The following is a 20,955-nucleotide window of genomic DNA, read 5'->3' on the forward strand; positions in this document are numbered from 1 at the left end:
AAAATGGTAGTCGCAGAAAAGGCTAATTCTTGGCTTACTAGTAATCATAAGAGTTTAAAGCACTCTCAGCCTGATTATAAAGTGAGTAAACTCAAATTAAAAAGTGAAGACTGGAATTATTCAGAGGATAAACGAAGAATACGTGATGAAAATAATCTTGACAATTTACTCTTCTTCAAAAGTCCTAAAGTCCGTAAATATGGACACAAAGATTGCTATCGATATCGTACTACTTCTAGAGATGTAGACTTAGAAGCCACCTTTACGTCCCTTGTTAACCAATGGCGTGAAGAAAATTGTAGTGTGTCATCTACTAATCAAATGTCGATGCACCCTGCATACCAGCAAATTATTGGTATGGGAAAAGCTGTAATCCCACTTTTACTTAGGGAGCTTGAAAAGAAATCTGGACAATGGTTCTGGGCATTAAAATCCATCAGCAGAGAAGATCCTGTTCCTCTAGAATCTAGGGGAAAGGTAAAGGAGATGATTAAAGCTTGGCTAGAGTGGGGTAAGCAAAGAGGCTATAGGTGGTAGGTAATAACGCTTGGGTTAAGTTTGTCACAGAAAAAATCGAGCGTGATTATCCTAACCTCACTGTCTATGGATACAAACTTACCAGTCCAGATACAATTGATTACAACTGTATTGCTTGGGCAGCAGAAGATGATGAAACATGGTGGTGGCCAGATATTCAACATCAATACTACTGGCCACCAAATGTTCCTAGAGAAGAAACCCTTGAAGCTTTTCAAGAAGTATATAAAATGCTTGGCTATGAAGTCTGCCAAGGTGATGTTTTAGAAGAGGGATTTCAAAAAATAGCTATATATACTAATTCCAATAAAGTACCAACTCACGTTGCTAGACAACTACCTACTGGTAAATGGACAAGTAAGCTTGGATCGCTAGAAGATATAGAGCATAATAATTTACAAGGGCTAACTGGAAATCCTGGTTATGGTGAGGTTGCCTGTATTATGAAAAAATCAATTTCAGTGTAGAAAATATTTAGCACAATCTAATTACCAGGCTAATTAAAAGTCTGAAGGTGATATGGTATTAGATCCATTTGCAGGTTCTAATACAACTGGCTTTGTTGCTGAAACTCTGCAATGTCGATGGATATCTTTTGAAATTAATGAAAATTATGTAATGAGAAGTCGTTATCGATTTAGCCAATAACCAAATTAAGTCGAGAGTCAGCACTGAGGAGTTAAAATTGATAACTTATAACTCATAACTACTTACTTAAATTTCTCCATTTACCTGCATTTGGTGAACTCGATCTGCTAGCTCTTGACGACCTCGTTCGTCTAGTTTATCAATAGCTAACATTCCCATAAGAATCACTTCTTTCAGTGTTAAACGTGTCGAATGTGCCTGTTTCTGCACAATCTCCTTAATAATCGGACTGACACCAATCGCTGTACTAGCTCTAGCCACGGAATAAAAGGAAAGCACTAATGATTAAGCCTAAATCTTAGCACTTCTAATGAAGTTATTTTCTATAGTTAAAACTTAATTTAAATGTATTTCAACTCATACTTCTATGAGTAAACATAAACTTGAAATTATATATACAGAACTACAACAGAAGTACAGAAACTTATTCTACTTTTGGACTATCTGTATCAAACTCTTTTAATCATCCCATCAAAGTTAGGAGCTAACTTTTGGATGAAAATAAATTTAACTTTTGTCATATCAGCGTAACGTGTATACTGTTTTACCGCGCTGTAGATTACTCCAGAGTTATCCCCAATCAATTTGAGCGTCTAACCTTTTTTTGGGCAAATTCTCAAAATCTCACTATAACTAACCTTTTGCTTGCTGATTAAGGGCACATTATCGTATGATATCAACTAATCGCCAAGTTTACACTCACTTTCAATATTTGTTACCACTGAGTTATAAAAAATGGTCTACTTTTGAAAATAGTACTTTCAGTAGAAGTATTCTCACAAATAAGACTTGTATAGCACCGAGAAAACCCTACTTTAAAGAGATCGTAAATTGTCTAAGATAATCTCCTCAACACGCTTTACAGAACTATACAGTGTAAATAAGAATAATAACTTAACCTAAGTAAAATTTTCCTGAATACAGACAACTAATCATGTGATAGGGAAAAGCAGTGAGTAGAGGAGAGACAAAGCGATGAGGGATCCTTATCTGTTGGCAGCAGGCTTGTTAACAGGATTAGCAATACCAGCATCGGCTCTTCCACATTTGTCAATTGTCCTACCAGAAAGTTCTAGATTCCTGTGGGATTTAAAACAAGGCTCGCAGACAATAGTAAGTAGACAAATCATCCCCAGCGTTGATCTCTCCTTACTAGAACTCAGTGGGCAAACGTTTCAACCCCTAAAAAATTCGCAGCCAATAGCAGGTGAGAAAAACGTCACTAGCGTACCCGAACTCAGTAGTGAGGGATTACCAGCCCCAACGGAATCATTAGTCAAACCCAGCGCTCAAGCAGCTGGTATTTCATTGACATCTGGTAATCAACTTTACTACCAAAGATTGGCGGCTCTGAAAACAGGTCAGATTTATACGCGTGTAGATAATGATAATTTGCAATCTTTGTGGGAGTCGATCGGGAAGCGTCAACTAACTTATGATGACTGGAAAAGTTTACTAACTTTAGAAGCGAGAGCGATCGCTCAAGGTCAAGGTGCAAATCATCTAAGTATCTTAGTTGGTGATTCTTTGAGCATGTGGTTTCCTAGAGAAAAATTGCCCACGGGGAAATTGTGGCTCAATCAAGGCATTTCTGGAGATACTTCTAGTGGAGTTTTAAAAAGATTGGGGGCATTTTCGGCAAACCGACCGGATGTGATTTATGTCATGGCTGGGATTAACGACTTACGAAAAGGCGCTAGTGATGACACAATTTTGCGTAATTATCGCCGGATTGTCCGTCGTTTACGGGAGGCTCACCCGAAGGCTCAAATCATTGTCCAATCAATTTTGCCTACTCGCCTACCAAAACTTTCCAATAGCCGCATTCGTCACATAAACACCCAACTTGCCCAGATTGCCAAACAAGAAGGCGCTAATTATTTAAATATTTATAGCTGGTTTACGGATATGGAAGGCAGTATGCGCCCAGAGTTGACCACAGACGGTTTACATCTGTCCCAAGAGGGTTATGATGTCTGGCGCTCGGCACTACAACAGATAGAATACAAGTTGACTCAGCATGAAGATTGAGCGATCGCTCTATGTTTGAGGTGATGTCTACGACGGGCTGCGCCTACGCAATTTTTTATACCTATGGAAGTTACCGATAACGATGCCATCACCATCCGTTCTCTAATTGAACACCAATTGGCAGCCTTTAAAAAGGATGATGGCGAAGGCGCTTTTGCCTTCGCCAGTCCGGGAATTCAGGCGCAATTTGGCACACCAGAAAATTTTATGCAGATGGTGAAGATCGGCTACCCAACAGTATACCGTCCTCGTTCTGTCTTTTTTGAGAAGATAACAGCCATCCAGGGAAACATAACTCAGCAAGTGCTACTACTTTCTCCTAATGGAGTTCCTTTAAGAGCTTTATATTTTATGGAAAAACAGCCGGATAATACCTGGAAGATTAACGGTTGCTTTCTAGTTTCTATAGAAGGTAAAGAAATATAAATTCTATTTCCATACAGGAAAAATTTTATGCTTTAACCCCCAAAGCTTCCCGATTTAAAATCTGATTTAACTTACCACTGCGATAACCTTCTAAATCCAGGGTTACGTAAAGAAATCCGAAATCCTGAAATGCAGAAACGACTTTCTGCAAATCTGTCTTTAACACAAAATCTTTAATTTGTTCTGGTGATAATTCAATGCGTGCTGTATCCCCTTCCGATCGCACGCGCAAATTCTGCCAACCCAGCTTTCTTAAGAAAATTTCTCCTCTACCAACTCGTTGTAACTTAGCGACAGTAATCTCCTCACCATAAGGAAACCGAGAACTTAGGCAAGGTTGAGCGGGTTTATCCCACCAAGGTAAACCGAGTTGTTGCGAAAGTTGGCGGACTTCAACTTTGGTGATACCCACTTCTGCTAAAGGCGATCGCGCCCCTCTTTCTTTTGCTGCTTGAATTCCTGGGCGATAATCATGCAAATCATCGGCATTTACCCCATCTACTACGTAGGGATAACCCAACTGCAAAGCTAAAGGTTTGAGAGTGTCGTGCAACTCACTTTTGCAAAAATAACAGCGATTAACCGGGTTAGAAGTGTAATTGGGATTTTCCATCTCGTGAGTCTGGACGATTTTATGAGGAATCCCAATAGTTGCAGCTTGAATTTTGGCATCTTCCAACTCTTCTGGCAACAGCGAAGGAGAAACAGCCGTAACAGCCAGAGCGCGATCGCCCAAGGCATCATAAGCAATTTTGGCAACCAAGGTGCTATCAACGCCTCCAGAGTAGGCAATCAACGCCTGCTCCATCTCTTGAAATAAGGCTTTTAATTGCTCAAATTTTTCTGTCAGCATCATTTCCCAATCCTGCCTAAACCCTATAGCACCCAACAATTTCTATTGTAGTCATTGGTCATTGGTCATTGCTTATTCCCCTTGTCTCCCTGCTCCCTGCTCCCCGCCTCTTCTCTCCCTTCATATTGGCGGGTTGCTGTACTTGGCTACCAGACTGGCTAAAAGTGGTAAATCAATCGGTTTAGAAATATAGTCATTTGCTCCAGCTGCTAGACAGGTTTCGCGATCGCCTTTCATCGCCATTGCTGTTTGAACAATTACCGGAATCGTGCGATATTGCTGATTTTCTCGCAGTTGTTGCACCAAGTTAAGACCATTTTCATCTGCCAGAAAAACATCCATTAAAATCACTGCTGGCTCTAGCTGTGTTAGAGCTTCCCACATTTCGGCAGCATTCTTGACCCAAGTGACCCGATATCCCAATTTTTGTAGATAAATTTGCATCAAATCAGCGTTGGGTAAGTCATTTTCTACCAGTAAAATATCTATGGAGGAACTAAGGCTCGAAGGCAGAGGAGATGAAGAAGATTTTGCCTCCTTACCTGCCTCATCTCCCTCATCTTTTACCACTCCCGCCTCTTGTTTAAAGGGAAGTATGAGGGTAAAACGGGAGCCGGCACCTACTTCAGATTTCACTTCCACAGAACCACCGTGAATTTGGGCGAGTTTCCGAGTTACTGCTAAACCTAAACCAGTACCTTCAGCACCACCAGCGACAGCCTTGGCAATTTGGAAATAGGGTTCAAATAGTTGAGTCTGGTCTTCTTGAGAAATGCCAGTGCCAGTATCCCAAACTGTAAAATGTACAGATACACCTTCGGGGACAACCTGTAAGCCAACACTTCCTTTGCTGGTGAACTTTAGGGCATTGAAGAGTAAATTCAACAGCATTTGCTTGAGTCGCAAAGAGTCAGCTACTAGGGTTGTAATATCGGGGTCAATTTCTAGACGGAGTTTTAAACCCTTATTAGCGGCTTTCTCTTTCACCATTGCCAAAACATTGCTACACAGCAATGGCACATCTACTATCTCGCATTGTACCTCTAGCTGATTTGCTTCAATTTTAGAGAGATCCAAAATATCATTAATCAGAGCTAGCAAGTGCTTGCCGCTAGACTGAATAATATTTAAATACTCTTGCTGACGTTCTTTAGGTGGTTCATACCCTGGAGCTAAAAGCAGATGGGTAAACCCAATAATGGAACCAAGTGGTGTGCGAATTTCGTGGCTGGTGTTTGCCAAAAACTGATTTTTGAGTTGATTGGTGCGCTCCAATTCTTGATTAGAGTTACTTAACTGTTGATATTGTTGCTGCCAAGATTGGATATATCTAAGTTGTAACAAGGCTGTTGTACAGTAGTTGGCAGACCTGGCCATTAATTCCGATCTGAGTTGAGCTTGTGATTCTATGAGTGGATCGCAATTAGAGCTTAGGGGCGCTGCGGCGATAATTAGCCAGCCCATAACCCTACCAGAATCATCAGCTAACCGCCAAGCACTCGGTGGCTGTTGATTCTCAAGCTGTTGCAAATCTTCGATTTCTATAATCTCTTGCAATCTTAACAGCAGCTTTTTTTCTGCTGTCAGCACTTCCAGAAATAAAGGTTGTGAGTTTGGGGATGGAGAACGAGAAACATAACAAACTGTGGCAACAGTTTCTTGTGGTTGAAACAGAGCAATGCCTACGGCATAAACTGTAAGCACCAGATTGCTGCTGTTCACAGCAGTGTCAATTTCGTTAACCACAGTTTGGAGAATTTCTGCTTCTGCGGCTCCTGCCTGTAGGACGGTGTTACAAGCAGAAAGCAGGTAATGATTAAGGCGACTTTGCAACTGGTTCAAGCTGCTCTCCAGCCACAACTTGGCGCGAAGTTGCTGAATGGTTGTCAAAAGTTTTGGCGTTGCATCTATCTGTGAGTTGTGGTCTGGTAAGCTTGAGTACTGCTGCATGGTCAACTAGACAGCTGAGCAAATTTAGCTTCACATAAAAATCCTCTTTGGATTTTTATGTATATTAGCGGACAATTCTTTTTTATTTATAAACCATAACTTATGTTGTTATAAACCATAACTTATGATGTCGAGTTTAGCAGCTAGTCCAAAAAAATTATTATATGAACCACTGACTTAAAATTTTTAAAACGCAACTTAAGAATTATGGATACACAATTCGCCCAACTAATCGTCAATGGAATTGCGGTAGGAAGCATTATTGCTCTAGCCGCAGTCGGACTCACTCTTACTTATGGAATTTTACGGTTATCGAACTTTGCTCATGGTGACTTTCTGACTTTAGGAGCCTATCTCACTTGGCTGATCAATAGTATTGGAGTTAATATTTGGCTGTCAATGATCCTGGCGGCAATAGGAACAGTAGCAGCAATGCTCTTATCGGAAAAGTTATTGTGGTCTAGGATGCGCTCTATCCGTGCTACTTCCACTACGCTAATTATTATTTCTATCGGACTTGCCTTATTTCTTCGCAATGGCATTATTTTGATCTGGGGTGGCAAGAACCAAAATTATAATTTGCCTGTTACCACAGCTTTAGACATCTTTGGCTTAAAGGTACCGCAAAATCAATTATTGGTATTGGGGTTAGCTGTGCTAGCAATTTTGGGGCTGCATTACTTGCTGCAAAATACCAAAATTGGTAAGGCGATGCGAGCAGTTGCTGACGATCTGGACTTAGCCAGGGTTTCAGGTATCAATGTTGACCGAGTAATTTTCTGGACTTGGCTAATTGCTGGCACTCTTACGTCATTAGGCGGCAGTATGTATGGTTTAATTACAGCCGTGCGTCCCAATATGGGGTGGTTCTTAATTCTACCGTTATTTGCCTCAGTGATTCTTGGGGGGATTGGCAACCCTTACGGTGCGATCGCAGCAGCTTTTATCATTGGCATCGTCCAGGAAATCAGCACGCCCTGGCTGGGTTCACAGTATAAACAGGGTGTAGCACTGTTAATCATGATTTTGGTGCTGCTCATTCGTCCCAAAGGTTTATTCAAAGGAACGATTTGAGCAGCACCATTCCACTTCTAACTATTCAATAATGTGGAAATACCAGGCTGCTACCAGGAAATTGATAGCTAATAAGAATATTGCCCAGCCTGTGCGATAGGGGTAGGGAGGTTTAGCTCCACTGTCGGCAACTGGGGAATTTGCAGGATTCTTTGTTGTTTTAGCGGTCATAATCCGATTCTCCTAATGTCATGACTTTCTAAGAAATACCAAACTGGCGTACCAAATACCCAAATTCTTTAAGAATATTTGTGTAAATTTGGGAATGGGGCATTGGGCATTGGGCATTGGGCATTGGTTTTTCCCCTGCTCCCTACTCCCCACTCCCTCCTCCCTTCTCTCCAGCATGATAGGAACTGCGAACCAGAGGCCCAGACCGGACATGGTTGAATCCCATTTCCCATGCTAATCTGCCGAGTTGATCGAATTCCTCTGGAGTCCAATATTTTTGGACTGGGAGATGTTCTAAGGAAGGACGCATATACTGTCCGAGAGTCAAGCGATCGCACTCCACAGCCCTTAAATCAGCCATTGCTTCAATAACTTCATCAAGTGTTTCGCCGTGTCCCAGCATCAAACCTGATTTGGTGGGAATTGTCGAATCGATTTCTTTGATCGTAGCTAGTACTGAAAGTGAGCGATCGTATTTGGCTCCCCGACGCACTGGCCCAGTTAACCGCCGCACTGTCTCGATATTGTGATTGAAACACGCTGGTTTAGCTTTCACAACCATCGCTATTCGTTGGCGTTGACCTAATTCCCCAACACCAGCACCACCCCAAAAATCTGGAGTCAGCACTTCAATTTGAGTTTCTGGGTTCAACTGGCGGATAGTAGCGATCGTCTCCACAAAATGCCCTGCGCCTTGATCGGGCAAGTCATCACGGGCAACAGAAGTCAGCACCACATAACGCAATCCCAAAAGCTGTACAGCCTCTGCTACCTTTTGGGGTTCCTCTAAATCAAGAGGCATCGGTGAATGACCTTTATCTACTTGACAAAAAGCACAAGAGCGCGTGCAAGTAGGCCCCATTAGCAAGAAAGTTGCAGTTTTTTGGGCATAGCACTCTCCCCGGTTAGGACAGCGCCCTTCTTCACAAATTGTGTGAATTTGGCGCTGTTTAATAATGCGTTGTACGGTAGATATTTCACTGGCCTTACCGATAGGGCGACGTAACCAGCTAGGCATTGCTGCAATTTCAGACTTTAGTTCAGCTTGTTGTGGCGAAATCATAGACATCCAAGCAAGATACGGATACTAGAGGAGTGTTGTGTCAATTAACAAATGATAGATAACAATAGACGCAGCAAACGGGAAATACGGGAACACTCTGAATGAAATCACCATGTCTCCGTGTCCTTTATGCCTCAAATCAAAGCTAAAGCCTTAAATATCACCATGACATAAATCGAAAAAACAGTAAGCAAGGGTTTTGTAAAACACCTATAACAATGTCATTTATACCGAAATATACTATCCCCCAATTGCTAGAAATTTTGTATATAGTGGGAGGATTCTCAAGGACAATCGGCAAAGCCGCTATTTACACTTAAAGTTTCTGTTAGAGCAAACAGTCGTGGCAAGCAACAAGATTTTAGTTATCGATGACACTACAGTTGTCAGGGTAAAAGTACGAGAAATGTTGCCTCCGGGCAATTTTGAGGTACTGGAAGCAAAAGACGGTTTAGAAGGACTAAATTTTATCCTTCAGGAAAAACTCAGCCTGATTATGCTGGATTTCCTGTTGCCTAAAATGAGTGGCTGGGAGGTTTTCCAGAAAGTTCAAGCCGATCCGGAATTAAGGAAAATTCCTTTGGTGATCATGTCTGGTCGCAAGGAAGAAGTAACTGAGAAAATCACAGAACCCTTTGAATACTTTGAATTTCTGGGCAAACCTTTCGATCAAAAGCAACTAATTAACGCAATTAAGTTAGCGATGACCAAGGCGAAACAGCCACGCCCAGAATTAGTTGCAGTGGGAGCGGGGGTTGCTGTTAAAAATAGCACAGTTACAACCTCTAGTGTTGCAACTGCTACAGTGGCAGCCCCTAGCGTCGCAAACACTGCGACGTTAGCAACTCCAACTGCTGCAAATACTGCGATGCCTACGGCGGCAAGCAACGCAACCCCTACTACCGGAGGAGTCTCTGAGGCAGAAATTAATGCCTTGAACGAGAAAATTGTCAAAATGCAAGCTGAAATCGATGGCTTGAAGAAACAGCTAACTCAGGTTGTGACTTTTATTAAACAAAAAATCAAGTAGCATTTGTCCTCATTATTATTATCGCAGTCGAAAACACCCCGTTTTTCATAACGGGTGTCCGATTAAAAGCGGGTAAAAATAGTTAGTTCAAAAACACTTATGTTGACAAATCATCGTTGACAACAAAATTCAAAAACAGGAAAAAATAACTAGCAATTATCTGCGCCTTTATAATTTTTGAATTTTGAATTCTCTATTCGTGCAGCGTCTTCGAAGGAGAAGATGTTTACACTCTAAAAAAGCAGTCTTAAACCCACTAAACCTGCCGCAGTTTGCTCTTAACCTAAGAAGAACGGCAGGCTTTTTTGTTGTTTAATTTGCTATCTCCAAAATCTACATCACAACTCGATAGCTGTCCCACAGAAAAAAGCACCAATAGCAAATATTTACCAGATAAATTTAGTAACAATATGGTTGGTAAGCTTATGTCTTTATACCCAAATTATCCTGTTCATAATTACATAGTTCAAGAGCAGATATTTAGGTAAAAAATATTTTTCTTAATCCAAACTAAACAAATGAAATTCTTATTTCATGATAATGATAGCCTTCACACGGGAATACTAAACCATAGAAACAAGAATTATGAGCATAGTCTGCGATGTTAGTAGTATTAGATACATTATATGCGTTTCCTGGCTATCGCATCACTGAGCAAATTTACTCCGGCAGTAAAACCCTAGTTTATCGGGGCATTAGAGAACAAGACCAAAAACTAGTCATTCTCAAGTTAATGCGGAACGAATATCCTACGTTCGCAGAAATCGCCCAGTTCCGCAATCAATATATCATTACCAAAAACCTCGATCTTCCTGGGATAGTCAAAACCTATAGCTTAGAAAGCTACCGTAATACCTACGCCCTAGTGATGGAAGATTTTGGTGGCATTTCTCTACAAGATTGGCGACTAGAGAATAAGGAGAAGGAGGAAAATTTTCTTTCCCTCAATGAGTTTTTCCCCATTGCTATTAAAATTACTTCTACCCTTGAAGGATTGCATAGCGATCGCATCATTCACAAAGATATCAAGCCTGCCAATATTCTAATAAATCCTACCACAGATGAAATAAAAATCATCGATTTTAGTATAGCTACTCTCCTACCAAGAGAAATTAAATTTCTCACTAATCCCAACATCTTAGAAGGGACTTTGGCTTACATTTCTCCAGAACAAACTGGAAGGATGAACCGAGGTATCGACTATCGGACTGATTTTTATTCCCTTGGTGTTACCTTCTTTCACCTCCTCACTGGACAGTTACCCTTCACCACTAAAGATCCGATGGAGTTGGTTTACTCTCATATCGCCAAACAATCGCTAAAAGCCAGCCGGATTAACTCTAAGATTCCGGCAATTTTGTCTGAGATTATTAGTAAACTGATGGCAAAAAATGCCGAAGACCGCTATCAGAGTGCTTTGGGGTTAAAGCATGACTTGGAGGTGTGCCAAAACCAGTGGCAAGATACAGGAAATATTGCCCCTTTTAAACTAGGTGTGAGGGACATCTCAGACCGTTTTGTAATCCCTGAAAAACTCTATGGTCGCCAAGCTGAAGTTGAAACCCTACTCGCTGCTTTTAAGCGTGTGACAGAAGGGGCAACAGAAATGATATTAGTTGCGGGTTTCTCTGGCATTGGTAAAACTGCTGTGGTCAATGAAGTCCATAAACCTATTGTCCGGCAGCGTAGTTACTTCATCAAAGGAAAATTTGACCAGTTTCAACGTGACATTCCCTTATCAGGATTGGTGCAAGCTTTTCGGGACTTAATCGGGCAACTACTCTCAGAGACTGATGCCCAAATTCAACAATGGAAAGCCAAAATTCTGCTGGAATTGGGTACACAGACCCAGGTAATTATCGATGTAATTCCTGAACTCGAACAAATTATTGGTAAGCAACCTGCTGTTACAGAACTCTCTGGCAGTGCTGCCAAAAATCGTTTCAATTTATTGTTTAAAAAATTTATTCAAATTTTCACAACTAAAGAACATCCCCTAGTTATCTTTCTTGATGACTTACAATGGGCAGATACAGCCTCTTTAAAGTTAATTCAGTTATTAATATGTGAAAGCCTATTGTGTTCTGTTTCAGAAAAGGCAGAACAGAGACATGAAAATCAGGGAGGCTTATTGTTAATTGGTTCTTATCGAGATAATGAAGTTTTCAAGGTAGATCCCCTTTATTTTACATTACAAGAGATTGAAAGATCGGGAGCAACCATTAATACAATCACTCTAGCACCCTTAAATCAGGGTGATTTAAATCATCTAATTGCTGATACTCTACATTGTCCTGAAGTCGTTGCAGTTCCTCTCACGCAAATGGTGTTTGCAAAAACGAAAGGCAACCCATTCTTTTCCGTCCAATTCCTCAAGTCTTTACATGATGATGGGCTAATATTATTAAACTTTGATGTCGGTCATTGGCAGTATGATATTTCCAAAGTCAAAGAGTTAGCTCTCACAGATGATGTAGTAGAATTTATTGCCCTCCAAATAGAGAAATTGCCAATATATACCCAAAAGGTTCTGAAACTAGCTGCCTGTATTGGTAATCAATTTGACTTAAAAAGTCTAGCGATCGTCAATGAAAAATCTGTAGTAGATACAGCATCAGACTTATGGCAAGCATTACTTGATGGATTAGTTTTACCACAGGCTGAGAATTACAATATTTTTGCAAAAGAAAATACTAATCAAGAATTTATTGTTCATGGAATAGAATCTACCCAATTTTCAAGTTCTAATTTACAGCTACCTAAATATAAATTCGTACACGATCGAGTTCAGCAAGCCGCTTATTCTTTGATTCCTGAAGAACAAAAAAAGCCAATTCACTTAAAAATTGGGCTACTGTTATTGAACAATATTCCGGTTGCAGAACAGGAAGAAAAGATTTTTGAGCTTGTCAATCAGTTTAATATCGCAGTAGAATTCATCTCCCCTCAAGCTAAACGAGATGAACTAGCCCAGATGAATCTGACTGCTGGACGTAAAGCTTTAGCATCAACAGCTTATCCATCGGCTGTGAAGTATTTAACTATCGGCATCCAACTGCTGACAGATAATGGCTGGGAGACTAAATATAAGCTAATTCTAGCTTTGTATGAGACAGCAGCAGAGGCAGCGTATCTAGCTGGCGACTTTAAGCAAATGGAGCAATTAGTAGAGGTAGTGTTGGCACGAGCAAAAACACTACTAGAGAAAGTAAAAGTTTATGAAGTCAAAATTAAAGCCTATGGAGCGCAGAATCAAGCACTAGAATCTGTCAGGACTGCGCTAAGTGTTCTAAAGTTGTTAGAAGTTGAGTTACCTGAAAATCCTAGCCAGTTAGATATTCAGCGATCGCTAGCTGAATTAACATCAAATTTAAATGGAAAGTGTATTGAAGATTTAATTGATCTACCAGAAATGGTGGCAGAACAAACATTGGTAGTTATGCAGATTCTATCCAATGCACTTTTTTTCGCCTATGCAGTCACTCCTGAACTTTTTCTACTGATTGTTCTTAAACAAATCAACTTATCACTCAAATATGGTAACGCTCCCTTGTCCGCCTTTGCATACGTTCTTTACGGAACGATCCTCTGTAGCGAAAAGGGAGATATTCAGTCTGGCTATCATTTTGGCAAACTGGCTTTAAGTTTGGTGGCTAAGTACAATGCCAAAGAAGTTGAAGCAAAAGTCATGGAGGTATTTCATGCAGGTATCCGGCATTGGAAGGAGCATCCGAAGGAAACATTAAATCCTTTACTAGAGGCTTACTCTCTGGCGATGGAAACAGGATGTTTAGAATTTGCAGCCTTAGATATTCAGTCTTATTGCTTCAGTTCTTATTCCATAGGTAGAGAACTAACAGGGCTGGAACGCGAGATGGCAAACTACAGTAATGTCCTGAATCAAATCAAGCAAGAAAGAGCGTTTAACTGGAATTGCATCTATCAACAGAGTGTCTTAAATTTACTAGGCGTTGCAGAAGATCCTTGTCGTTTAATTGGTGAAGCCTATGATGAGGAAAAAATGCTGCCACTTCACTTGGAAGCCAAGGATGGAATCGGACTTTTATATTTATATTTTCATAAACTACATTTATGCTATTTGTTTCAGCAGTTCCCTCAAGCAACTGAAAATGCTACCCTAGCAGAAAAATATTTAGATAGTGGTACAGGACAACTGGTTGTTCCTTTTTTCTATTTTTACGATTCTCTGGCTAAACTGGCGGTGTACAATGACGCATCTGATTCAGAACAAAAGTGCATTCTCGATAAGGTGCAAGCTAATCAGGAAAAGATACAATATTGGGCATATCACGCCCCAATGAATAATTTGCATAAATTTTATTTGGTGGAGGCAGAAAGACATCGGGTTGGAGAGAAATATCTTGAGGCAATGGAAGCATACGATTGTGCTATCTCCCTAGCTCAAGAACATGACTACAAGAATGAAGTAGCTTTAGCTCAGGAACTGGCAGCTAAATTTTATCTCAAATGGGGCAAGCAAAAAATTGCCCAAACCTACTTAATTGATGCCTACTATGGATACGTTAACTGGGGAGCAAAAGCCAAAGTTGACGATTTGGTAAAACGTTATCCCCAATTACTTACTCCTATATTCCAGCAAGAAAAACTTAGCATCCCTACTAGGGAGGAAAGCAGTTCTTTAATCAACACATCTATATCATCTCTGTCTACTTTGAGTAATTATCAAACTGTTATTGGCTCATCGAAGACAAGTATTTCTGATTCTCTGGATTTAGCCGCATTCATTAAAGCTTCTCAAGCACTCTCTGGGGAAATCGAGCTTGAGCGACTACTTTCTACTTTGATGGAAGTTGTTATGGAGAATGCAGGAGCCTCGAAATGCGCTTTAGTTTTGAGCGAAGGGAATAACTTAGCATTAACTGTCACGGCTATTTGTTCAAGTTCCAATTTTGAGCATACCTACACTGAGTTTCCATCCACTTCCCTTGAGTCAAGCTACGATGTTCCCATCACTTTGATTAACTATGTTAAGCGCTCCAGAGAAATCTTAGTTATTGATGATGCAATGGCTGTTTCTTTTCTCGCAGGTGACAACTATATTATTAGCGAAGAGCCTAAGAGTTTATTGTCTATACCTCTTCTAAATCAAGGTAAATTGATTGGGATTCTTTACCTAGAAAATCAGCTTACCACAGGAGCCTTTACACGCGATCGCGTAGAAGTCCTCAAACTCCTCACCACTCAAGCAGCAATCTCTCTAGAAAATGCTATCCTCTACAAAAATTTGGCCCAAGCTAAAGAAAGCTTGGAGGAATACAATCATACCCTAGAGGATAAAGTCCAGAAAAGAACGCAGGAAATCAATGACAAAAATCACAGTTTACAACAGGCTCTCCAAGAATTACAACGTACCCAGATCCAATTGATTCAAAGTGAAAAAATGTCCTCTTTGGGACAAATGGTGGCGGGAATTGCCCATGAAATCAATAACCCCATCAACTTTATTCATGGCAATATTAATCATGCCAGCGAATATGTTCAAGATTTGCTAGATTTGATAGTTATTTATCAGCAAGAATATCCCCATCCTTCGCCTTTAGTTGAAGAGAAATCTGAGGAGATTGACATACCTTTTCTAGCAGCAGACTTGCTAAAAATTTTAGATTCCATGAAGGTTGGGAGTTTGCGTATCCGAAATATTGTTTTGGGCCTACGCAACTTTTCTCGTCTAGATGAATCTGAGATGAAGCCTGTAGATATTCATCAGGGGATAGACAGCACTTTAATGATTTTACAACACCGATTTCAAGAAAAGAGCAATTTTCCTGAAATTGAAGTCATCAAAGAATATGGAAATTTACCAGAAGTTATGTGTTACCCCGGTCAATTGAATCAGGTGTTTATGAATATCCTGAGTAATGCAATCGATGCTTTAGAAGATTCATTTATCATTGGTCATCAATCACTGGTAAATCACGAAGAACAAATAACCAAGAATATAGACGCATCAGCAGATTCTCATTTGGTAGGACAAATTCACATCTTGACTGAACTAACAGATTCTAATACAGCGATAATTCGGATTGCTGATAACGGTTGTGGTATGACAAAAGCGGTGCAGCATAAAATATTTGACCCATTTTTCACTACCAAGTCGGTAGGAAGTGGCACAGGGTTAGGGTTGTCCATTAGCTATCAGATTATTGTAGACAAACACAAAGGTAGTTTGAACTGTGATTCTACGCCAGGAGAGGGAACTAAGTTTACGATTGAGATACCGATGCAACAGTTAGAGGGCTAGATTAGTAATCTGTCAAGCCCAAATATAAGAGTGTTAAAAACCCAGCTTTTCTGAAAACCTGGGTTTTTAATTACACGCCACCGGAAAAACTGGTCGTAAATCTATTTTTTGTAGATTGGGTTTTACTCCACTCTACTCAACCTAACAATTTTAAAAACCTAATTTGTTCCAAAAAATAGATTTCTAGTATTTATTAAAATAGCTCTGATAGATTCCTAAAAGACGGATGTGGTTGTCATATTCTCTAGAGGCTCTTTACGCACACGTCGTCCTGTAGCTACCATTTTGACCCCATTAGCTGGCGCAAGTGCAAAACCTCGACGTTGAGGACGCTCCGGCTGATTACCAACTAGATCGAGTTGATAACCTGACAGGACTTTTGCTAATACTAACTTCATTTCAAACACAGCCAAAGCTTCACCCATACAGCGACGGACTCCACCACCAAAGGGTAAAAATTCATAGGCAGAAAATTCTTGTTCTAAAAAGCGTTCTGGTTTAAATTGCTGAGGTTGGGGATATAAATCCTCGCGTTGATGAGCTAAGTAAATACAGGGAACCAGTAACGTTCCAGGAGGTATAGGATGTCCTAGTAGTTCACAGGATTCTTGACCTAGCCTGGGGAACGCGAACATCGCAATCGGGTGAATTCGCAAAGTTTCATTACAAATAGCCGTGAGATAAGGCAGTTGGGAAATACTTATGGGATCTGGAGAATCACCGAGAGAATCAAGTTCTTGAAGCAATTTCTCTCGGACTTTCGGTAAATGATGAATCCAATACAATCCCCAAGCCATTGCTGTTGCAACTGTCTCATGTCCTGCTACCATCAGTGTCATCAAATCATCGCGCAACTCTTCATCTGTCATCGGATTACCTGCTTCATCCCGCGCTAACATCAGCAAGGATAAGATATCAATGCGATTTGGATTGGGTTCCTCCCGGCGTTGGGCAATTTCAGCGTAAAGCAATTCATAAATTTGTTGCCGTTGACGCAGAAACCATCCCCAAGGACTCCAAGCTCCTAAATCTTGTTGCAAGAAGGGAAAAAACAGAAAGCTAGAAGTAAGGGGTGAGCTAAAGAGATCCAAAAGTAACGCCACTAAGCGCTTGATTTTGTCGTAACGTGCCCCCTTATGCAAGCCAAAGATAGCTTGTAAAATGATTTGCAGAGAAATCTCCTGCATTGCACTACGAGCTAAAAAGGGCTGATTGAGTGGTAGCTGACTAAAGACTTGTTCGGTGAGATTAGAAATCAAAGCACCGTAGGCTCGCATTCTATCGCCATGAAAGGAAGGCATTGTAAGTTGTCGCCGCCGTTTATGGTGTTCACCGTTCAGCATAAGGAGTGAATATTCCCCAGCTAAGGGTTCAAATATTTTGTTTCCTCTACCAACGAATGGAAACTTCTTCCTATCATTAGTCAAAATTTCCTTGATTGCTTGAGGATGGTTCACGAAAACCACTGTTTCCCCAAAACCAATTACCTCAGCAGTAAAAATGTCAGGATATTGTTGGGCTGCATTTACCATGAAACTAACAGGGTCTGCAACCCACTGGATTTTCTGGATAAAAGAGGGAGCTTTTAGGGGATTAGGTAGTTGCGTTTTATTTTTCATGCTGAAATGGCGTTAATTTTATATCGTTAGTTATGGAGTAATATCGATTAACTTGGAAGCAGAAAAATTGAATCTACTTAAAACTAGCTTTTTGAAAAAAGCCGTTTGGAGCATCGTGGTAAATCTTTGCTTAAATCGGATAATTTTTGTCAGGATGGTAGTAAAACTTTCGGATTAGTTTGAGATTTATCTAGCTCCAAAGTTTCTACCAACTCTAGCCTTTCTATAGTTTGATAGCGATCGGAATTAAAGTACCAATCTAGATTCCCACGTATCCAGGCATACATTCCTGATATATATTTTGCAAGTTCCGCATCTAATTCTTCTCCAAAAGAGGGTAGAGATGCTTCTAATTTAATCAGTTCTCGTACCTCTCGATCGTGGATTTCGATTGCACGCTTAATCGCTAGTTCTAAAGGTATTTGCTGTTGATAGTGCAATACCAATACTAAATTGTGAACATCACCACTTGCCATTTCTCTAGCATACGAGAAGATATCATTACACCAGGCAAGAATATTAATTATCTTCTCCTTAAGTTTTTTGAAGATGTCGTGCTGTCGTAAAATATCAGGAATCAGCAATTGATCGCAAAATTCAATCAGTACTACGGTAAGATCCCCTGCTGAACTTAAGTTCCGGATTCTGATATAAGTATCAATATCCGGTATAATTTCCTGTGCGCGGTTACTTGCTTCCTGTACACATCCGGCGAAGTATTCCTCAAAGCTACAAACAAAGTGATGGAACCATTTTATACTCCCTATTTGGAGCATCCGTTGTCGGAGGTCACTTAAAGCATAGCTAAGGTGTATATCGTTGCTTTCAAGTTCCGTTCCATTTAATATTTCAATAAATCTCTTGTGAAAAAGCTTGAGTACTTCAGGTTGTTGGCCTAAATCTGACATGTCGCATTGGTCATCCCAAATAAACAGCCAACTGAACAAATCACTAGCGATCTTGATTTTTTCCAGATCGCAGTAAGGATAAGCACCTGCTACTAACCTGAAAAAATTTGATTTGGTAAAGCGTTGATAAACTGATTCATTTGCTAGTAAGTTAAAGCGAGTTACCCATTCCAGAGCAGACTCTTCTAAAACATCAACGTGCTTATTGATATGGGATGAAAATGGACAATATAAATCAGAGGAAAGTAGTTCCTTCATAGAAATATATTAGTTTGCAGTAAAGAAGATGAATTACAAGAGAACAAAAGCGATATATTTTTTAAGTGTCTCTAACGGAGATTTTTGAAAAATTCACTATAACTACACGTTTTCTATAATGTGTAAATATAATTTACATCTCTATAACTGATACGTAAACTTAATATGAATATTTCAAAGATTACTGCTTATTGTTCAATATTTTTTAGCTAAAAATAACCGAGATTATCCTGAATTATAAATTTTTTTTAAAAATAGATATAGTTTTATTAAGAACATAATACATACTGTTGACTAACTGAATAAGTTCACTTATGGCATCAATAATATTGTTCTAATTAGCACAATTTTTATCGAAAGACAAGGGTAATAACAACTAATCTTAGAGCGATCGCCTTCATTCAAGAGGATCTTCAACTCTAGTGAAAGTGCAGATTTGGGATTGATGTCGATGATGTAGCGATCGCTCCTATGGTCGTATAGAGCAATTTGGTGTGAGAATGTTGCTGTTATCAGACTTTTTGGGAACTATAGGATTGTCAGAGAATAAAATTGTCAGTCCGTCTGCGAAAAAAAGTAGAGGTGACTTAGCTGCGATCGCAGGGCAATAGTAAACAATAAATAAGGAATTAACTTAATTTAAATATATGAATTACAAGTCATCCTTACAAATACTTAATCTCCCAGAAGATAGTTTGATTTTAGTAGTTGATGATACTACTACAAATTTAGAAATTGTCTTTAACATATTAACGAATTTTGGCTTTAAAGTTGCTACAGAAAATGATGGAGCGAGGGCAATAAAGCAGGCTGAAAATAGATTGCCCGACTTAATTTTATTAGATGTAATGATGCCAGGATTAGATGGATTTGAAACTTGTCAAAGGTTGAAAGAGAACTTAGCTACTTGTGATATTCCAGTAATTTTTATGACAGCAAATTCGGATACTGATAGTAAAGTAAAGGGTCTAAATATAGGAGCAGTTGATTACATCACTAAACCCTTTCATGAAGAAGAATTATTAGCTAGAATTAAAACCCATTTGCAATTACGAAATCTCACAAAAACTTTAGAGAAACGAGTCGCAGAAAGGACAGCAGCGTTGTCTAGGGTATTAAAAGACCTACAAGAGTCTCAACTTCAGCTTGTACAGACAGAAAAAATGTCTGCCCTTGGTCAATTAGTAGCAGGAGTTGCTCATGAAATTAATAATCCAGTTGGTTTTATTCATGGCAATCTCGGACACGCTTCAGTATATTTCCAAGACATGATTAACCTCATCGATCTCTATCAGCAGCACTATCCTAATCCAGTTCCAGAAATTCAAGAGGAAATTGCAGCGATAGATTTGAAGTATATGCTTTCCGATCTACCTAACTTAATTTCCTCAATGAAAGAGGGTGTTCAGCGCATTCGTAATATTAGTACCAGTCTGAGAACCTTTTCTCGCGCAGATAGCGATCGCAAAGTTTATTGCAACATTCATGATGGCATCGATAGCACAATCATGATTCTTAAACACCGCTTAAAAGCATCTGAGGAACGACCCGAAATTCAAATCATTAGAGATTACGATAATTTGCCAGATTTAGAATGCTTTATTGGACAACTAAATCAGGTATTTATGAATTTATTAGCAAATGCTATTGATGCTTTAGAGGAGTCTAATATAGGACGGACTTATATTGAAATTGAAGCAAATCCTAATCAAATTTTGATTCAGACCACTCTCGCTGAAAACAATAATCATATTTTAATTAGAATTAAAGATAATGGGGTGGGAATGTCGGCTGATGTCCAGCAAAAAATCTTTGAATATTTATTCACCACCAAGCCTGTGGGTCAAGGTACAGGATTAGGATTATCAATTGCTCGTCAAATTGTTGTTGAAAAACATGAAGGAACTCTGGAGGTAAATTCAGCACTAGGAGAAGGTTCAGAGTTTATCATTAAACTTCCTATTACATCATTATACTAAGTAGTATTATGGAAATATTAGAAATTATTTTTGTCCATAGCTTGCTTAAAATTAGCAGTAAGCTATCCTAGTATTTTCATCAAAAACTAATACATAATTAAAATATTTCTGGTCATTTCAAAACT

15 protein-coding genes and 1 pseudogene are annotated in these 20,955 nt (G+C 39.6%); 9 read left to right on the top strand and 7 right to left on the bottom strand.

Annotated features, from left to right (window positions below):
- Positions 1–3: 3 nt before the first annotated feature.
- The 3 genes and pseudogenes from CDG77_RS37360 to CDG77_RS04875 form a co-directional block, all read left to right on the top strand.
- Positions 4–537, top strand: a complete 534-nt coding sequence (locus CDG77_RS37360; RefSeq protein WP_223269710.1) for a hypothetical protein — start codon at positions 4–6, stop codon at positions 535–537.
- Positions 531–1,004, top strand: coding sequence for a DUF7689 domain-containing protein (locus CDG77_RS04870; RefSeq protein WP_094328282.1), 474 nt, complete (start codon positions 531–533; stop codon positions 1,002–1,004). The genes CDG77_RS37360 and CDG77_RS04870 overlap by 7 nt, the downstream gene beginning before the upstream one ends.
- A gap of 43 nt (positions 1,005–1,047) precedes the next feature.
- Positions 1,048–1,185, top strand: a pseudogene (locus CDG77_RS04875) (DNA methyltransferase); the annotation flags it as partial.
- A gap of 66 nt (positions 1,186–1,251) precedes the next feature.
- Here CDG77_RS04875 and CDG77_RS04880 read toward each other — a convergent pair.
- Positions 1,252–1,446, bottom strand: coding sequence for a hypothetical protein (locus CDG77_RS04880; RefSeq protein WP_094328283.1), 195 nt, complete (start codon positions 1,444–1,446; stop codon positions 1,252–1,254).
- A 714-nt stretch (positions 1,447–2,160) separates the two neighbouring features.
- Between CDG77_RS04880 and CDG77_RS04885 the strand changes: the two genes are divergently transcribed.
- Together CDG77_RS04885 and CDG77_RS04890 are read left to right on the top strand one after the other, a co-directional pair.
- Complete coding sequence (locus tag CDG77_RS04885; RefSeq protein WP_094328284.1) at positions 2,161–3,216, top strand: SGNH/GDSL hydrolase family protein; 1,056 nt, start codon at positions 2,161–2,163, stop codon at positions 3,214–3,216.
- A gap of 63 nt (positions 3,217–3,279) precedes the next feature.
- Complete coding sequence (locus CDG77_RS04890) at positions 3,280–3,642, top strand: DUF4864 domain-containing protein (protein WP_094328285.1); 363 nt, start codon at positions 3,280–3,282, stop codon at positions 3,640–3,642.
- A 25-nt stretch (positions 3,643–3,667) separates the two neighbouring features.
- On the opposite strand, the gene larE is transcribed toward CDG77_RS04890, so the two are convergent.
- Both larE and hrmK read right to left on the bottom strand, forming a co-directional pair.
- The gene (gene larE, locus CDG77_RS04895) at positions 3,668–4,495 is read right to left on the bottom strand and encodes an ATP-dependent sacrificial sulfur transferase LarE (protein ID WP_181154541.1); all 828 of its coding nucleotides are present in this window, start codon (positions 4,493–4,495) and stop codon (positions 3,668–3,670) included.
- A gap of 120 nt (positions 4,496–4,615) precedes the next feature.
- Complete coding sequence (gene hrmK, locus CDG77_RS04900; protein ID WP_094328287.1) at positions 4,616–6,445, bottom strand: hybrid histidine kinase/response regulator HrmK; 1,830 nt, start codon at positions 6,443–6,445, stop codon at positions 4,616–4,618.
- 207 nt (positions 6,446–6,652) lie between these two features.
- Between hrmK and CDG77_RS04905 the strand changes: the two genes are divergently transcribed.
- On the top strand, positions 6,653–7,519 hold the full coding sequence (locus CDG77_RS04905) for a branched-chain amino acid ABC transporter permease (RefSeq protein ID WP_094328288.1): 867 nt from the start codon (positions 6,653–6,655) through the stop codon (positions 7,517–7,519).
- Between the two features lie 21 nt (positions 7,520–7,540).
- Here CDG77_RS04905 and CDG77_RS04910 read toward each other — a convergent pair whose 3' ends face one another.
- Positions 7,541–7,690: a photosystem I protein PsaX gene (locus CDG77_RS04910; protein ID WP_094328289.1), complete on the bottom strand. Its 150-nt coding sequence runs from the start codon at positions 7,688–7,690 to the stop codon at positions 7,541–7,543.
- A gap of 142 nt (positions 7,691–7,832) precedes the next feature.
- Entirely contained in the window at positions 7,833–8,753 is a 921-nt protein-coding gene (gene lipA / locus CDG77_RS04915) for a lipoyl synthase (RefSeq protein ID WP_094328290.1), read from the bottom strand.
- 343 nt (positions 8,754–9,096) lie between these two features.
- Here lipA and CDG77_RS04920 point away from each other — a divergent pair, with 343 nt between their 5' ends.
- Both CDG77_RS04920 and CDG77_RS04925 read left to right on the top strand, forming a co-directional pair.
- A complete protein-coding gene (locus CDG77_RS04920; RefSeq protein WP_094328291.1) occupies positions 9,097–9,783 on the top strand; it encodes a response regulator in 687 nt (228 codons plus the stop codon).
- A 601-nt stretch (positions 9,784–10,384) separates the two neighbouring features.
- The gene (locus tag CDG77_RS04925) at positions 10,385–16,066 is read left to right on the top strand and encodes a trifunctional serine/threonine-protein kinase/ATP-binding protein/sensor histidine kinase (protein ID WP_094328292.1); all 5,682 of its coding nucleotides are present in this window, start codon (positions 10,385–10,387) and stop codon (positions 16,064–16,066) included.
- Between the two features lie 215 nt (positions 16,067–16,281).
- Here the strand turns inward: CDG77_RS04925 and CDG77_RS04930 are convergent, their stop codons facing one another.
- Positions 16,282–17,685 carry a cytochrome P450 gene (locus CDG77_RS04930; protein WP_094328293.1) on the bottom strand — a complete coding sequence of 468 codons (1,404 nt, stop codon included), beginning with the start codon at positions 17,683–17,685 and terminating at the stop codon, positions 16,282–16,284.
- A gap of 149 nt (positions 17,686–17,834) precedes the next feature.
- Complete coding sequence (locus CDG77_RS04935) at positions 17,835–18,851, bottom strand: terpene synthase family protein (protein WP_094328294.1); 1,017 nt, start codon at positions 18,849–18,851, stop codon at positions 17,835–17,837.
- Between the two features lie 647 nt (positions 18,852–19,498).
- Between CDG77_RS04935 and CDG77_RS04940 the strand changes: the two genes are divergently transcribed.
- Positions 19,499–20,830, top strand: coding sequence for a hybrid sensor histidine kinase/response regulator (locus tag CDG77_RS04940; protein WP_094328295.1), 1,332 nt, complete (start codon positions 19,499–19,501; stop codon positions 20,828–20,830).
- Positions 20,831–20,955 lie beyond the last annotated feature (125 nt).

The sequence above is a fragment of the Nostoc sp. 'Peltigera membranacea cyanobiont' 213 genome, from assembly GCF_002245975.1.
Classification (GTDB): domain Bacteria; phylum Cyanobacteriota; class Cyanobacteriia; order Cyanobacteriales; family Nostocaceae; genus Nostoc.